Below are 15,791 nucleotides of genomic sequence, written 5' to 3' on the forward strand. Positions count from 1 at the left end.
GGTACATTTTGTCGATGATTGACTGTGGTGCTGTTCCGCGTAGCGGGGGAACAGCACCTTTTTTTATGCGGCGTTTATCGCTTGTTTCTCAGATAGCGTTTGCGTCTTTCTTCTTTGTTCTTGGCTTTATCGGCCGCTTTACGTTCATTATCCAGAGCGACATCAATCAACTCCTGAGTGATCATTTCAGGCCGTTCCATGGTGATTTGTCCCAGTGTGCCATTGCGCAGCTCATTGATCAGAATCTCGGACGCTTTGTGTAAATCTACTTTGCCGCCTGAACGCAAGCAGCCACGTTTACGGCCAATGGCTTCCATCAGCTCAATTTCAGATTCCGGTAATTCATCTTCCAGCTCGTAACGCTTCTGCAAAAGGCTCGGGTAGGCGTCTTTTAAATATTCCACCGTAAAGAAAGCCACATCAATATAGTCCATGGCGGTATCTTTTACGGCACCGGTAGCGGCCAGACGGAAACCACTGTGCGGGTTTTCTACTTTCGGCCACAAAATACCCGGAGTGTCAGACAGCACAATGCCGTTTTGCAGATTAATGCGCTGTTGCTGACGGGTAACGGCTGGCTGGTTTCCTGTAATGGCAACCGATCGGCCTGCGAGGGTATTGATGATGGTCGATTTGCCGACATTGGGAATACCCATGATCATGGTGCGAATGTTTTTGCCCATTTCTTCACGGTTGGGCGCCAGCTTACGGCACAGCTCCAGAATCTTGTGAACTTCATTCTGGTTTTCTGTGGTGATCGCCATGGCTTTCACATTGTGCTCTTTCTCCAGATGCGCAATCCACAGCTCTGTCATTTCCGGATCGGCAAGATCGCGTTTGTTAAGCACCTTAATAACCGGTTTATCGCCGCGCAAAGATGCAATCAGCGGGTTTTCGCTGCTGAAGGGGATGCGGGCATCAAGCACTTCAATAATGACGTCGACTTTTGGAATGGCTTCTTCAATTTCTTTACGGGCTTTGTGCATATGGCCCGGAAACCATTGGATAGTTGTGCTAGACATTTGAAAAATAAACCTTTTACTTGTAATGGTAGTGCTTTGAGTTTGAAAGCGCTTTTCAATATCGGGTAAGGCACACCTCAAAAAACTGATGTTTCTGATGGTGGTTCACCTGCTCAGAAAACAACCCTCAAAGTCACAATGAATTGCAGTGATCTTAACACTATAACGACTGGACGTGGTAGGTGGATGGCGCGAGTGGTTTGTCTGATGTCAATGATTCAATTGATCTCATGGCTGCGAATCTTTAGTGAATTGAAACGAAACAGCCTTGGGAAATCTTATCGTTCTGTTGAGTTATTGTCGAATAGCTGCCATACCATATTAAGGCTGAATGACAGGCAGTGCGCAATACTGAATGCTGCAACTCTGGTTACAATTTAACTCAAACCTGTTCGCGTGTGCCTTCATGCAATAGAAGGGGAGGATGAATGCAACACCATGAATTGCTTATTTTCTTTGCGTTATTACTGTTTGCATTTGGCTTATTTTCAAAGCTGGCGGAACGCAATTGGCTGACCGGTCCCATGGTATTCATGAGTATCGGTATTCTTGCAAGCCCATTGGCATTGAACCTCTTTAGCGTGGCACCAGAGCTGGAAGCGGTAACACTGATTGCTGAACTTGCACTGACAATTGTACTGTTCACTGATGCATCACTCATTGATTTGAAAACGCTTTCGCATTCATCGTCCAGAGTTCCCGCGCGTTTACTTCTGATTGGATTACCGCTGACGATGCTATTTGGCACGGTACTCGGTGTGTGGATGTTTGACGGCAACAATATCTGGGCAATCACACTGATGGCGCTGATTTTGTCACCCACTGATGCGGCTTTGGGGCAGGCTGTGGTTAAAAGTAAAGAAGTGCCGAATCACGTCAGACAGTCAATCAGTGTGGAAAGTGGACTCAATGATGGCATCGCGTTACCGCCGATACTGTTTTGTCTGGCTATCCTGAGCGCAGAAGCAAAAGGCGAAGGATCGGAGTGGTTACATTTTCTGTTCATGCAAGTGACTCTGGGTCCTGTTGTGGGTCTGGCCGTCGGTTATCTTGGCGCGAAGCTGATAGAGCATGCAGCTCGTCATGACTGGATGGATGAAGGCTTTTTACGTTTGTCGGCATTACCTATGGCTATTCTGGCGTACGCATTTGCTGAGAGCACCGGTGGGAACGGCTTTATTGCTGCATTTTGCGGGGGAGTCGGGCTGCGTCTTGGCACAATTTCTGTTGAAATCCGGCATCAGATGCAGGAATTTGCAGAAACCGAAGGTTTGCAGCTTGTCCTGGTGATATTTCTGATCTTTGGTTTGGCAATGGTGCCTGATGCCGTTTCTTACTGGGGGTGGACAGAGCTTGTGTATGCACTGGCTAGCCTGACTGTTTTACGCATGCTTCCTGTTGCGGTTTCTCTGCTTGGGGCAAAGCTTGACTGGCCGTCCATCTGGTTTATTGGCTGGTTTGGCCCAAGAGGAATTGCGTCGGTGCTGTATGTGCTAATGGCTCTGGCTGCGATTGGTTTCAACGGGTATGAGCAGATCATGTCAGTGATTGTGTTGACGGTGGCAATCAGCGTTTATGTACACGGACTCAGCGCTGTGCCGCTGAGTAAGCGGTTTGGCAGCAGGCGAAGTTGATTGCTTTCCGATATCGTAAGGTGATCAGCGTTTTCTGTATCGTTAGCACAGGTGTAACTGACGGGGGTCCATCAGATGGAGGGATAGCATGTTGATCAACATTATTCTGGGTATCAGTGTCATGCTTCTCTGCCTGATGTTCCAGAGTTTACTGCTGGTTGTGTCGTTATCTTTTTATGTCAGTCATCATGTCTGGGTAGAGAGCCCGCGGTTGGGGTCGCGTATGCTCTTGCTGATGAGTGTGATGACGCTTTTGCTCATAGGCAACCTCGTACAGATTGGTGTTTGGGCCTGGCTGTTTTACGGATTAGATGAGTTCACTGATTTTGCAACGGCTTATTATTTTTCTTGTGTGAACTTCGCCACCTTGGGATATGGCGATATTGTGATGTCCGACCGCTGGCGTTTATTAGGGCCGATTGAATCGTTAAACGGGATTGTCATGGTGGGTGTCTCCACCTCGACTCTGTTATGGGCGCTACAGGACACACTGCGAATCATGAATCAGGAAAAGCGAACAGACTGAGTGGACGGTGAAAACTTAGCAGCGTGACCAGAATGCTGAACCAGTTATCGAACTAACCCGTGTTGCCAACATTTTACTTGAGCGCCGTCACACTCGGGATTATAGTGCGTTGTTGATTATTGAGTTGGCATTTTATGTCCTGGCATATTATTCGCGTGTTCTGGTTATCGTTTTTTGCGCTGTTCTTCTCTGCGCAGGCGATGTCGTGTCTGGATGGTCAAGACACTGAAGCGACGGCTAAGCGCTTAGTCGTTGCAGAATCCCGTCTGATCGATGCCATTCTCAGCGAACCGACTTCCCGTCAAAACAAATCCTCTGATTCAGCACCGGCAACTCAATCACAGCATTCTGGCTCTGCGGTCGCCATTCTTCATTCTGTCCGCTGGCACATCTCGCAGCGATACAATGTTCATGACGGTGACTCGGATCGTCTTGATCTGGCTCCGCCTTGGTATCAGGTCAGCGACGCCCGTCTGTTGCAGCGTTTAGCTCAGTCACCCAGATACCTGGCTTATCAGGATTTTCGCCCTTCTTATCGTCTTTCCGGCTGGAAAGAAACCAACGCCATGTATGTGGCACTGAACAGCCATTACTTCAGCTGATAGTCCCTTTCAAATTAGTGACATCGTCACATTTCTTGTTTTTTAACTCGGCACATTGCTGAGGGGATATTGATGAAGAAAAATCATACCAGAGCATCAGTACGGGTGCTGAATCATTACGCTGCCTGGAAATATGTGGTGCTGGCGGTAACCGTTGTGATGCTGACATTCAGTGCCATTCCGACCTGGTACGGCGAGCAGCCGTCTATTCAGATCCAGTCGGCCAGCGCCGGAAGTGAGCTGAATCATGTAGCCAGCGTGAACCGATACCTGAAACAGCAGGGCATTGAGGCACAGGAAATTAAACAGCAAAACAATCAGATGGTCATCGTTTTTGATAACGAATCTGATCAGTCTAAGGCACGTGAAGCGCTGGATAAGCGGGTGAAAGAAGGTGATAACATCACCTATTCATACGTCTCCGTGGCACCTGAGTGGTTCGGAAAAATGGGCTTCAGCCCGATTCAGCTGGGTCTGGACTTACGCGGTGGCGTGCAGTTCCTGCTTAATGTCGACCTTGATACTGCGTTTCAGGAACAGCGCGCTGCGATAATGGATGATGTGACAGAGATGCTGCGCAGTGAGCATCTGCGCGGGGTACGCATCAAACAGCACGATACGGATGGTTTCAGCGTTGAGACCAAAGCAGAGACAACAGACGCCACGGTGCTGAACCAGATCAGCCAGTATGTGAAAAAGCATTATCCGAGCTGGGATGTCAAACGAGGTTCAGACAGCCTGACCGTAATGCCGACCAAACAAAACAAGCTTGATTTCCAGTCGGCGACGCTGCAGCAGAACCTGAAGATCATGCGCGATCGTATTGAAGAGCTGGGCATTACTGAAGCACTGGTTCAGCGTCAGGGCGAGCACAGTATTCGCATTGAGCTGCCTGGTGTGCAAGACCCGTCACAGGCTAAAAATGTTATTGGTGCCACCGCCAGTCTGGCATTTTATGAAGTGAAATCGGATTTCGAAGCAGGTTCCGGTGATGTGATCAGACTGAAAGATAACAGTGGCCGCACTGTGATTCTGAATAAACGTCCGGTACTGAGTGGCGAACATATTGTGAATGCGCGGGCAGGTATGGATCAGGTAGGGTTCTCGGAAGTGAATATTTCGCTTGATCATGCCGGCGGCAAGATCATGAGCGATTTCTCGGGCAAACATATCGGCAAGCCGATGGCGACCGTCTACCGTGAATACAAAACCAATGCCAGGGGTGATACCGAGCGCAGCGAGCGCGTTATCAGTGTTGCTACCATTCAGTCGCAGTTGGGTAACCAGTTCCGTATTACCGGAGCGGGTTCCCCGGATGAAGCGCAGCAACTTGCTTTGCTGTTACGTGCTGGATCGCTGACGGCGCCGGTGACTATCGTCGAAGAACGCACTATAGGCGCATCGCTGGGTGCGGAAAATATAGAAAACGGCTTTTCCGCACTGGCACTGGGTATGGCGCTGACGCTGACCTTCATGGCCTTGTGGTATCGCCGGCTTGGCTGGGTGGCCAATGTCGCGCTGATGGCAAACATGATGTGTCTGCTGGGCCTCATTGCATTGCTGCCGGGTGCTGTGCTGACTCTGCCGGGGATCGCCGGACTGGTGCTAACGGTGGGCATGGCGGTGGATACTAACGTGCTGATCTTCGAGAAAATCAAAGACAAACTGGCAGAAGGCCGAAGCTTAGCTCAGGCCATAGACCTGGGGTTTAGCAGTGCATTCAGTACGATACTGGATGCCAACATCACGACTATGATTACCGCACTGATTCTGTACTCCATCGGAAACGGGCCTATTCAGGGCTTTGCTTTGACATTAGGGCTGGGACTGCTGACCAGCATGTTTACCGGCGTGTTTGCTTCACGGGCATTGATTAATCTGATTTGGGGCCGCGACAATCGTCGTGATGTGAGGGTGTAAAGATGGCTGGTTATTTGAAATCCCGGATTCGGAATATCCGTTACATCACCAGTATTGTGTCTATCGCGCTGATGGTGATTTCGCTGGCAGCTTTTGCCATCAGAGGTCTGAACATGGGGCTGGATTTTACCGGCGGCATGGTGACCGAGACGGCGATCAGCCGATCGGTCACCAGCCATCAATTGCTGGATGTGCTGAAACCGGCGCTGGGTGATTCTACCTCAGTGACAAAGTCCGGGGCTGACGGGCGCTGGGTAATTCGCTACGCATTGCCAGAACAAGGGGGAGAAGCAGGACAGACAGTCCCCGATGTTGAGCAGTTGCTGCATCAGGTGTCCGGCCAGGTGGAGATCATCAGCAACAGCATGGTGGGATCTCAGGTCGGACAGGATCTGGTTGAGCAGGGAGGATTAGCACTGCTGGTGTGCATCCTGTGTATTTTGGGTTACCTCTGTTTCCGTTTTGAGTGGCGGCTGGCCAGCGGGGCGTTGCTGGCGCTGATGCACGACGTCGTCCTGGTGTTGGGCTTTTTTGCGCTGACCCAGATGGAATTTAACCTCACGGTATTTGCTGCAGTGCTGGCAATTCTGGGTTATTCGCTTAATGATTCGATCATTATTGCAGACCGGATTCGCGAAATGCTGGTGGCGAAACAGCAAACGCCGACGCCGGATATCAATGATCAGGCGGTGATTGCGACGTTTTCACGTACCATGGTGACCTCAGGAACCACGCTGATCACCGTTGCCGCGCTCTGGTTAATGGGCGGGGCACCCTTGGAAGGTTTCGCGACCGCAATGTTTATCGGTATTATTTCCGGTACATGGTCATCGATTTCGATTGGGACTGTTTTGCCTGAATGGTTAAAGCTGGAGCCAAAACATTATCTGCCGGCTGAGGTCGATTCGGCGCCTTAATTTAGCAGATAAAAAGAGGTCAGCTCACGCTGACCTCTTTTTTTGCTTTACCGTTGGAATCTGATTTGCCCTTGTTATAGCCAGACTTCGACACCTGTCTCAATCTTCCTGAGTCGGTTTATCTCTACAACGCAATGATCTTGTGGCAGGTTTTCTCCAGCGCTATTTTGTCATGGCTGATAAGCACTAAAGCACAACCCACCTCCTGAGTCAGTTCCACAATCAGCTGGAGCGTACTGGCCGCCGTAATAGGGTCGAGACGCGATGTCGGCTCATCGGCGATCAGTAGCTTAGGTTTCATCAGCAATGCCCGCAGAATGGCAAAGCGCTGCAGTTCACCACCAGAGACCTGAGTTGCTTTACGGCTCAGCAGATCGTCTGAAAGTGCCAGTCGCTGCATCAGCGGCTGAATATTGCGGGTATCCAATTGATGGTGAAGGCACAAATCATTGAGCAGAGTTTGCAGCGTGGCGCTTTTGGCAAGCGCGCTGGGGGGATCCTGATACAATTTCAGTGCATTACCTGTTCTGAGCTGCTGTTTATTGATAATGCGCCCCGTCGAGGGGCTCTGTAAACCCAGTATCAGATCCGCGAGTGTTGATTTACCACAGCCACTGTCGCCGCTGATGCCGAGAATCTCACCTTCTGCCAGGGTAAAACTCAGATCGCGGAACAGGGTTTTATCACCAAATTGCATGGTAAGCGATTCGGCTTCTATCAGCGGTTGGTCTGTGTCCGGCAGTCTTGCCTGCGGCCAGAAACGGGGATCGGCGGCAATCAATGCTTTGGCGTACGCCGATTCCGGCTGCTGCAGGAGGCGCCCGGCCGGACCGCGCTCCTGAATCACACCTTTTCTCATCACTATGATTTCCCCACCTAAGCGCTGGGCGACTTCAATATCGTGGGTAATGGTCAGAACGGCGCCTCGTTGTTTGTGGCTGACGAGTTGCCCGATGATCTGATCTTTGCGGCTGGCATCCAGCCCTTTGGTCGGCTCATCGGCGATCAGCAGCTCACCGCCTGCCTGCGTTGCACACAGGTACGCCACCCGTTGCGCCATGCCCCCGGAGAGCTGGTGCGGGTACTTCGCCATGTCCTGATCCAGCTCCACGCTGGTGAACGCGCGCTCGGTCTGTGATTGTGCCTGAGCTGGGTCATTATTGACTATCTCATGCACTTCACGGACCTGTTCACCCACGGCCATCAGCGGGCTCAGTGCATACCAGGGCTCTTGCGGCAGTACCGAGAGTTTTTTTCCCCACAGCTTCTGCCGCTCGGACAGACTCAAATTCTGCTGGGCCTGTCCGAACAGACTGATGCGCCCTTGCATCGACAGTGTGCCGGGCAGGGTGCCGATAATGGCATTGGCTAACAGGCTTTTTCCTGAGCCGGTTTCACCGAGAATAGTGACGGCTTCACCTTGTCGCAATGCGAAGGAAAGCGGATTGACCAGCATTTGCTGCTGTGCCTGTACCGAGAGGTGTTCGACATTTAATAGTATGCTCATGACTGCTTACCTTGTGCCAGCAGGTGGAAACTCATCACCAATAAAAAGACCACTGCGATGGGTTGCATCAGCACCCAGGGGGCCTGCTGGTAATAGCGGAACAATTCCACCATCATCAGGCCCAGCTCGGCTTCGGGCGGCTTGAGTCCGACATAGAGAAAACCGATGGAGGCCAGTGCCAGAATGGCATTGCCGGCGCCAAAACAACCCAGAGTGAACAGATCTGTTTTCAGCTCTGGCCAGAGATGGCGCTTGAACTGGTACCACACGCCAAAACCATAAAGGCGGGATGCCTCGATCTCCGCAGAGCGCAGCAGCACCAGTGTACGGCTGCGAACGACCCGGAAATATTCAACCCAAAGCATCAGTGAAATCGCCAGATACAGGATCATAAAGGAGCCCGGCACCATAGCGCCAAACAGCAGCACCAGAATCAAACCCGGCAACGACAGCAAGATGTTCACCAGCCAGGACAGGGTTTTATCCCACCAGCCGCCTTTCCATGCTGCGATGATGCCAGTCAGCAGGCCGAGCGCCGCAGAAGTCGCCACACTTACCAATGCCATCAGCAAAGATGTTGTGATGGCGCTGCCAAGGCGGGCAAAGTTACTGCGCCCGTAATGGTCGCGGCCCAGCGGTTCCTGCCAGCTCGGCGCAGCAAAAACCTGAGACAGCGATTGCTGCGCCGGATCGCCACGGAAAACCAGTGTTTCGATTGCGGTGAACAGTATCAGTGCGGCAAGTACAGAGAGACCCAGCCACTGACTGCGGGATAGCGATGTGAATACTGTCATGCCATCACCTGCTGCTTAGCCAGCCGTTGACGCGGATCAAGCAGGTACTGTGAGATATCTACCAGTGTATTGATGGCAACAAACAGCAGGCCCATCAGCAGGGCGGCACCCTGGATCACAGGAATATCGCGACGAAAAATCGCGTGAGATAAAGCATGGCCGATACCAGGCCAGGAGAACAGCGATTCAATCATCACAATACCTTCCACCAGGCTGACAGCCTGAATGCCAACGAAAGCCATTACAGGCAGCGCAATATTCAGCTGACCGTGGCGGGTAAAAGCCTGTTCGTGGCTCAGCCCTTTCAGTCTGGCAAACTGAAAGTAGGGAGCGTTCAGCACCTGATGTGTTGAGTTGCGGATCATGCGGCTCGACATGGCCGCCATACTGAGTGCCAGTGCAAGTGCGGGCAACACCAGATATTCCGGACTGCCGAAACCAGCCACAGGGAACAGGTTGAAATGTAAGGCGAATACCAGAACGAGCAGCAGGCCAATCAGAAATACCGGCTGAGCTTTAATGATAATGGCGCTGAACAGTGCAACATGGTCGCTCCACTGATTGACGCGGCGTCCGCAATACAGACCGACCGGAATCGCAATGAGCAGCGACAAACCAGTGGCTGCTGCCGCCAGCAGTAATGAGTGACCTAACTGATGAGACAGCGCCTGTACCACAGGTTCGCCGCTGACCAGAGAGTTACCCAGGTTAAAGTGCAGCAGATCCCACAGCCAGTTGAAATATAACTCAATGCCGGAGCGATCCAGCCCCAGCTCAGTCTGAACGGCTTGTGCTGCTTCGGCATCGACGTAGTCGTAGCCATAGCGTCCTGCTGCAATACGATAAGCGATGTCACCCGGAATCAGACGCATCAGCACAAAGGTCAGTGTGCCGACAGACCAGGCGACAAACAGTGCCTGGTAGACACGAGAAAACAGAATCTTAATCATTGAACTGCATCTCCGACACCCGGTAATTGATTTCAAACGGGTCGAATGAGAAGTCACTGATCTTGTCGTTTACCGCAACAATCTGACGGTAATAGGTTACCGGAATCAGCGGCATTTCATCGGCTAGTAAGCCGGCAGCCTGCCGGGCCAGTTGGCGATATTTAACTGAATCTGGCTCAGCAGCCAGCTGCGCAAGCAGGTGACTGAAGGTTGGCGAAGACCAGTGCATCGGTCCCCAGTCTGAGCCTTTTTCAGTAGCGAAGTCATTCATCAGCAGAGGCAATGGGTCTGCCAGGGTACCGAAGTTACGTGCGATCAATGCCATTTCCAGACTGTTATCATGATGCTTGGCCGGGATCGCGCTGGAGTTATCAATAGAAATCTGAACATCAATACCCAGCTCACGCCATTGTGCCTGGAGCGCGGTACTGATCAATGGCAGTTCCGGGCGGTCGGAGTATGTGACAAGCTGAATACGGAAAACCTTGCCGTCTCTTTCCAGCAGACCCTGATCGTTGGCATGCCAGCCTTGTTCCGCGAGCAGGTCTCTGGCCCGTTCAAGGTTGCGCTTAGCCGTGGCTTGCTGATCGATATGCCAGGCCCCTAATGCCGGAGAAAATAGCTGATAGGCTTCCGAGCCCGGTAAACGCAGCACCGATTGCGCAATCCCTTCCCGGTCCAGCGCCAGACTCAATGCCTGACGCACCGATTTGTGGTTGAGAAACGGATGTGCATTGTTGAGTTTTACCAGCACAGTACGCGGCATGGACTCCACATGCAGCTGCAGATTGTTGGCGGCTTTCAGACTCTCAATACTGATAGGGTCCAGCGTGTAAACCAGATCCATCTGACCACTTTGCGCCAATAATGCCCGGCTTTCAGGGCGGTGGCCTGCCAAATACTCAACGGTTTCAATGTGTGCTTTTTGGCCCCAGTAGTCGGAAAAGCGGCTGGCCTTAGCTTTGTGTGGCGGCTGCAGCTCTTCGATTTGATACGGGCCTGTGCCCTGAAGTGCCACTATCTTACCGCTATCGCTGAAAGAACCGGGGATCACGATAGCGGTAGAGTAGTGCGCCAGAACAGAAGGCAGAGCGCGGAATGGGCGGTCCAGCGTGATTATCACCTGATTATCTCTGGCCTGAATCGACCGTATAGGCACCTGGCGAATAACACCCGGCTTACGAAGCGCCTGATTAAGTGACTGAGCTGCAGCTTCTGCCGTCAGCAGGCTGCCATTGTGGAATTTGACTTCGGGTCGGATACTGAATATCCAGTTCAGGCCGTCTGCACTTTGCTGCCAGCTGTTTGCCAGCAGCGGATAGAGTTCTGCCTGTCCATTGATGCCGACAAGTGATTCCACCACTTGCAGGCGGGAAAACAGATATCCGTCTTTCGACATATCCTGGCTGTTAAATTCAAACGGGCCGGAAATGGCCAGAGTCTGGTGGGCCGGCGAAGATGGTTTCCAAAATATGAGGATGCCAGCCGCCACCACTAAGGTGAGCAATAAGATTTTTTTCATGTCCCTTCAAATTGTTTTGTTATAACATAACAATATTCCAGCATGAGAAAGGTTTTCATGTCCAGCAGAATTTTTATGGAGCATAAGAAAAGTGAATGATCTCGAAGACTAATGGCTGAAACCAGGTAATGCAGGCATGTATATCTGAAGCGGCTTCTCGTGTTCGTGGTAAGCGAAAAAATGCTAACAACTCATGGTCTGTTCAAGCTGCATTCAACTTTGTTGTGCGAGGCTGAGTGTTCGGATGCAGGTATTGTCCTGTTTCCTGTACCTGATAATGAGGTGACAGATGAAAAATATCCTTACTGGTGTGATCGCACTGGTTGTAGGTTTCTTTGCGCTGACCTTTGCGGCAGTCATGGGACTGACGATGGCATTGATTGCATTTATTGCTCAGCCATTCCTCAAGCGCAAGCTAGCGAAAGAATTTGCCACTTTCAATGCGGCGCAAGCTGATAATACGTCGCCAAAAGGGCGCGTTATTGAAGGTGAGTACGAGCCGGTTCAAAGCCGATAAGGTTCACACATGCCAGACATCGAACGCCAGCACACAGTGCTGGCGTTCGCTATTTCAGTGGTTGTGGTTTTAACTGCTGAGACGACACCTTGCGGCTTTTCTGCTTATTTTGTGACTTGGTTTCTCAGGCAATCAAGAAAATCATCCAGATGCCCTTCCTCCAGATAGAATCGATAGTGCTTGTTGGCACTACGAAACTCAAAGCGACCTTCATCTTCTGCGATTAGCCTGACTAATAGGTCAAAAGCTTGTCGCGGGCTAGTGCTGCCTAATCTGACCAAATGGGAAATACTGTAACTGCGGGAAGAGTCTGACAGGTTCAGATTGCCGTAATACTTTTTCCAGTCTGCGGTAAAAATCTCAACTGGCTGACCGGTACGAAAATAACTGAAGTTTTCGAAGCCAAGCGGATAAGAGATATCAGCTTTCAGGGCGACATACCGCCGGTTAAAGCCATTATCCGCGACGAGCGCAATCTGAAAATCAGGTTCAATATTGTTGTACTGATTCTTGGCCAGATGGTAAAGGTCTAGCCGGCAGGAACGGCTATCCAGTTTTGTGGTGCTGGTCGGCAGAGGTTTTGGTGGAGCACTGGCAGCAGAGTACGCTATGAACAGTATGAAAAACAATTGGATATGACCATACATCACTTGATTTTCCAGTTCATCGAGACAGGCATTACCCAGTTCAACTCGAGATCTTATTGAATTGTTCGTTACTAATAGCATAGCGACTGGGTGACTATCAGTGTGACCGGGATGCGGGCTAAACCATTGATCCGGCAATTAAGTGATGCGGAATCTCATAAGTGAGTAATTCAGGCTTGGTATATCTTCGCTTTGACCATATGGCGGTACTGAGACGGGCTCAGCGTAAACTGTTGCTGGAAACGGGTACTGAAATGATGGGCGTCACGATAACCGACCTGTTCTGCGACATCCTGAACAGATAACCCAAAGTCCCGCAACAGGATTTGTGCCGCTTCCATACGCAAAGACTGCAAATATTCATGCGGAGTCTGGCCGACCTGGGTTTTGAACCGGCGTTGAAAAGTCCGTAATGGCAAGCCGCACTGTTCTGCAACGTCTTTTGCTGTGATGGGGCGGGATAAGTTGCGTTTGAGCCAGTCCTGCGCCAATGCGATGGACTCATCAAACTGAACTTCTCCGCCTATCTGATAGAAGGGCTGCTGATCAGACTGAGAAATTTCATGCCCGAAATGCGTTTCGACTGTTTTCGCCACACTTTGGCCAAAATGCTCACGTATCAGGTACAGGATCAACTCTGATTGCGAGTTGATACTGACGGTACAGTACAAACCATTCGCAACAGTAATGGACGCCTGGCGGTTCAGAACAACTGCCGGGTAACGTGCGGCAAACTTATCGTAATAGTACCAATGCGTGGTTGCTACTTGCTGATCGAGCAGTCCGGTTTCGGCCAGCCAGCAGACGCCTGTACCTGTGGCGATAATTTTGGCGCCCTGCTGATATTGGTGAGTCAGCCATGACACCAGTTCCGGGCATTGCTTCAGCGCGGAGATCGGGTTGCCCCAGATGGGCGGCAAAATCACAAAATCGAATTGTCCTGATTCTTTCAGGGTCAGATCCGGTTGTAACCGCAGGCCGGATTTGACCGCTGGCGGTGAAAGACTCTCTGCAACAACCGAAATTGAAACGGGTTTTGACCTCTGATCCTGTTTGGGCCTCAGGCTGGCAGCACTGCTCAGCATCTCTGCAGCAAGAGAAATACCTGTGATTAACGCACGCGGATAAAGGACAAAGGCAATCTTCATAGTCAGCACTCTGTTTTAAACGTAATGGAGTCAGAAACGGGGTGATTTTTTCTGAACCTGAGCTGAAGCTGGTTACTCATGCCGACACAAATTCGTCTTCTTGATCTGGTTTGGCGTTTATGTCAGTAATTATGGCGTAAAAGCCAGGTGAAATACCAGTGGAACTTGGTAATCTGATAGGCAAATAAATCATGAAGCAAGAAGCATACAATGAAATTACCTCTGATTGTCGGAATGGGCGGTATCAATGCCGCAGGTCGTAGTTCAGGTTTTCACAGTTATAAACGTATGCTGGCAGACATGCTGCCGGCCAGCGATATGCATTCAACCTGGCAAGATCTGGCGCACCGAATGGGCCTGGCAGACGGTGACGTCACTGACACTGTGATTGAGGCGATCAAGGACGGCACCTTAATCCGCCGTATTGAAACCTTCGATCCTGATCGCGTACTGCAGCAATATAAAACAGCGATTTCAGGCGGTAATGAACAGATCTGTTTCACATTGCGTAAATCAAAGCTACCTGCGCATGTACCGGAGAACTGGCACCTGGAAGAAGAGGGCAGCAAAGTCCATATTACGGTAACCGGTGAGCTGGATGCACTGCTGGCCGATTATGTCACTTTTCCTGTCAGCAGTGGCGGCAACATTCCCCGTGGCTTTGAACCGGGTAAGTTATATAACTCACGGTTTCATCCGCGCGGACTGCAACTGACCATTTATGGCGCCTCAGATGCGCTCAATTCCCTGGGTGTTGACTGGTCGGAAATACTGACCCATATCCGCCCTGACGAGGTTGCTGTGTATGCCGGTAGTGCGCTGGCGCAGATTGATGATCAATCCATAGCTGGTATGGTTGCCGCACCGCTTACCGGCGGGCGGGTCAGCTCGAAAATGATGGCTTTATCGCTGGCTGAAATGCCGGCCGATTTCATCAACGGCTATGTGATTAACAGCGTTGGGACAACGGGCACCAACATGGGGGCCTGTGCAACCTTCCTGTACAATTTGCGTCAAGGCATGCAAGACATTCAAAGTGGTGCGGCCAAAGTGGCGATTGTCGGAAACGCTGAAGCGCCTGTGGTCTCTGAAATCATGGAAGGTTTTCGTGTGATGGGTGCGTTAGCTGAAGACGCACAAATCTGCGCGCTGGATGACAGTGACACCGTAGATAACCGCCGTGCCTGTCGTCCGTTTTCTGATAATGCCGGATTTACCATGGCAGAATCAGCCCAGTTTGTCGTGCTGATGGAAGAAGAGCTGGCCTTGAAGCTGGGGGCAAATATCTATGGTTCTGCTGCCGATGTATTTATCAATGCTGACGGCAATAAGAAATCTATCTCAGCACCGGGGGTAGGCAACTATGTCACTGTTGCGAAGGCTGCGGCACTGGCGCAGGCCATTCTTGGCCCGGACGGTGTGAAGAAAACCTTTGTCCAGGCCCATGGTACAGGCACACCGCAAAACCGAGTTACGGAAAGCCACATACTCAACGAGGTGGCAAAGACCTTTGGCATTGAAAACTGGCCGGTGACGGCGATTAAATCTTATGTTGGTCATTCTATGAGTGCGGCAGCCGGCGATCAGCTGATGGCTTCTCTGGGGGTCTGGCAGTACGGCTGGATTCCGGGGATTAAAACGATTGATCATATTGCCGATGATGTGCATCAGTCCAATCTGAATATTTTGATGGATCATTACTTTGCCGGCACAGCGGGTGATGATATGCAGGGCGTGATCATTAATGCCAAAGGCTTTGGTGGCAACAATGCATCAGCGCTGGTGCTATCGCCACAGAAAACCCTGGCGATGCTGCAAAAGAAATACGGGCAGCTTGCTATCGCTGAATATCTTGCACGTAATGTTAAGGTGCGTGGTGTCACCGCGGCGCATGATCAGCAGGCTTGTCAGGGACAGGAAGAAATCCGCTATGACTTTGGTGAGTCTGTGATGGATGAAACCTCGGTGACAATGACACAGGACAGCCTGACTTTGTCAGCCTTTGATGAAGCCATTGCATTGCCAACGGCAAATCCGTACGCCGATTACGAATAACCCATTCGTTGTCTTCAACAAAAAAACGGG

14 protein-coding genes are annotated in these 15,791 nt (G+C 51.0%); 7 read left to right on the forward strand and 7 right to left on the reverse strand.

Features of this window, described 5'->3' with window-relative positions:
- Positions 1 to 74: 74 nt before the first annotated feature.
- Complete coding sequence (gene ylqF / locus KCG43_RS12835; protein WP_036758562.1) at positions 75 to 1,022, reverse strand: ribosome biogenesis GTPase YlqF; 948 nt, start codon at positions 1,020 to 1,022, stop codon at positions 75 to 77.
- A 428-nt stretch (positions 1,023 to 1,450) separates the two neighbouring features.
- Between ylqF and KCG43_RS12840 the strand changes: the two genes are divergently transcribed.
- The 5 genes from KCG43_RS12840 (at position 1,451) to secF (ending at position 6,621) form a co-directional block, all read left to right on the forward strand.
- Complete coding sequence (locus tag KCG43_RS12840; RefSeq protein WP_192016839.1) at positions 1,451 to 2,656, forward strand: sodium:proton antiporter; 1,206 nt, start codon at positions 1,451 to 1,453, stop codon at positions 2,654 to 2,656.
- Between the two features lie 88 nt (positions 2,657 to 2,744).
- Positions 2,745 to 3,182 (forward strand): potassium channel family protein, encoded by a 438-nt coding sequence (locus KCG43_RS12845; protein WP_218385364.1) that lies wholly within the window; start codon positions 2,745 to 2,747, stop codon positions 3,180 to 3,182.
- A 134-nt stretch (positions 3,183 to 3,316) separates the two neighbouring features.
- Positions 3,317 to 3,784, forward strand: coding sequence for a hypothetical protein (locus KCG43_RS12850; protein ID WP_218385366.1), 468 nt, complete (start codon positions 3,317 to 3,319; stop codon positions 3,782 to 3,784).
- 72 nt (positions 3,785 to 3,856) lie between these two features.
- On the forward strand, positions 3,857 to 5,704 hold the full coding sequence (secD, locus tag KCG43_RS12855) for a protein translocase subunit SecD (protein WP_218385369.1): 1,848 nt from the start codon (positions 3,857 to 3,859) through the stop codon (positions 5,702 to 5,704).
- Positions 5,705 to 5,706: 2 nt separating this feature from the next.
- The gene (secF, locus tag KCG43_RS12860; RefSeq protein ID WP_192016843.1) at positions 5,707 to 6,621 is read left to right on the forward strand and encodes a protein translocase subunit SecF; all 915 of its coding nucleotides are present in this window, start codon (positions 5,707 to 5,709) and stop codon (positions 6,619 to 6,621) included.
- A gap of 124 nt (positions 6,622 to 6,745) precedes the next feature.
- On the opposite strand, the gene KCG43_RS12865 is transcribed toward secF, so the two are convergent.
- From KCG43_RS12865 to KCG43_RS12880, 4 genes are read right to left on the reverse strand one after another with little or no spacing between them, the layout of a single operon-like run.
- Positions 6,746 to 8,128, reverse strand: a complete 1,383-nt coding sequence (locus KCG43_RS12865) for an ABC transporter ATP-binding protein (RefSeq protein ID WP_218385371.1) — start codon at positions 8,126 to 8,128, stop codon at positions 6,746 to 6,748.
- Positions 8,125 to 8,922, reverse strand: a complete 798-nt coding sequence (locus KCG43_RS12870) for an ABC transporter permease (RefSeq protein ID WP_192016845.1) — start codon at positions 8,920 to 8,922, stop codon at positions 8,125 to 8,127. The genes KCG43_RS12865 and KCG43_RS12870 overlap by 4 nt, the downstream gene beginning before the upstream one ends.
- On the reverse strand, positions 8,919 to 9,872 hold the full coding sequence (locus tag KCG43_RS12875; protein ID WP_218385373.1) for an ABC transporter permease: 954 nt from the start codon (positions 9,870 to 9,872) through the stop codon (positions 8,919 to 8,921). Before KCG43_RS12875 ends, KCG43_RS12870 begins: the two co-directional genes overlap by 4 nt.
- Complete coding sequence (locus tag KCG43_RS12880; protein ID WP_218385375.1) at positions 9,865 to 11,394, reverse strand: ABC transporter substrate-binding protein; 1,530 nt, start codon at positions 11,392 to 11,394, stop codon at positions 9,865 to 9,867. The genes KCG43_RS12875 and KCG43_RS12880 overlap by 8 nt, the downstream gene beginning before the upstream one ends.
- A 289-nt stretch (positions 11,395 to 11,683) precedes the next feature.
- On the opposite strand from KCG43_RS12880, the gene KCG43_RS12885 reads away from it, so the two are divergent.
- Positions 11,684 to 11,911 carry a hypothetical protein gene (locus KCG43_RS12885; RefSeq protein WP_192016848.1) on the forward strand — a complete coding sequence of 76 codons (228 nt, stop codon included), beginning with the start codon at positions 11,684 to 11,686 and terminating at the stop codon, positions 11,909 to 11,911.
- A 104-nt stretch (positions 11,912 to 12,015) separates the two neighbouring features.
- On the opposite strand, the gene KCG43_RS12890 is transcribed toward KCG43_RS12885, so the two are convergent.
- Both KCG43_RS12890 and KCG43_RS12895 read right to left on the reverse strand, forming a co-directional pair.
- Entirely contained in the window at positions 12,016 to 12,558 is a 543-nt protein-coding gene (locus KCG43_RS12890) for a hypothetical protein (RefSeq protein ID WP_218385379.1), read from the reverse strand.
- Between the two features lie 170 nt (positions 12,559 to 12,728).
- On the reverse strand, positions 12,729 to 13,706 hold the full coding sequence (locus KCG43_RS12895; RefSeq protein WP_192016850.1) for a GlxA family transcriptional regulator: 978 nt from the start codon (positions 13,704 to 13,706) through the stop codon (positions 12,729 to 12,731).
- Positions 13,707 to 13,916: 210 nt separating this feature from the next.
- Here KCG43_RS12895 and KCG43_RS12900 point away from each other — a divergent pair, with 210 nt between their 5' ends.
- Positions 13,917 to 15,761 carry a beta-ketoacyl synthase gene (locus tag KCG43_RS12900; RefSeq protein WP_218385381.1) on the forward strand — a complete coding sequence of 615 codons (1,845 nt, stop codon included), beginning with the start codon at positions 13,917 to 13,919 and terminating at the stop codon, positions 15,759 to 15,761.
- Positions 15,762 to 15,791: the final 30 nt, after the last annotated feature.

The sequence above is a fragment of the Photobacterium sp. WH24 genome, from assembly GCF_019204055.1.
GTDB lineage: Bacteria > Pseudomonadota > Gammaproteobacteria > Enterobacterales > Vibrionaceae > Photobacterium > Photobacterium arenosum.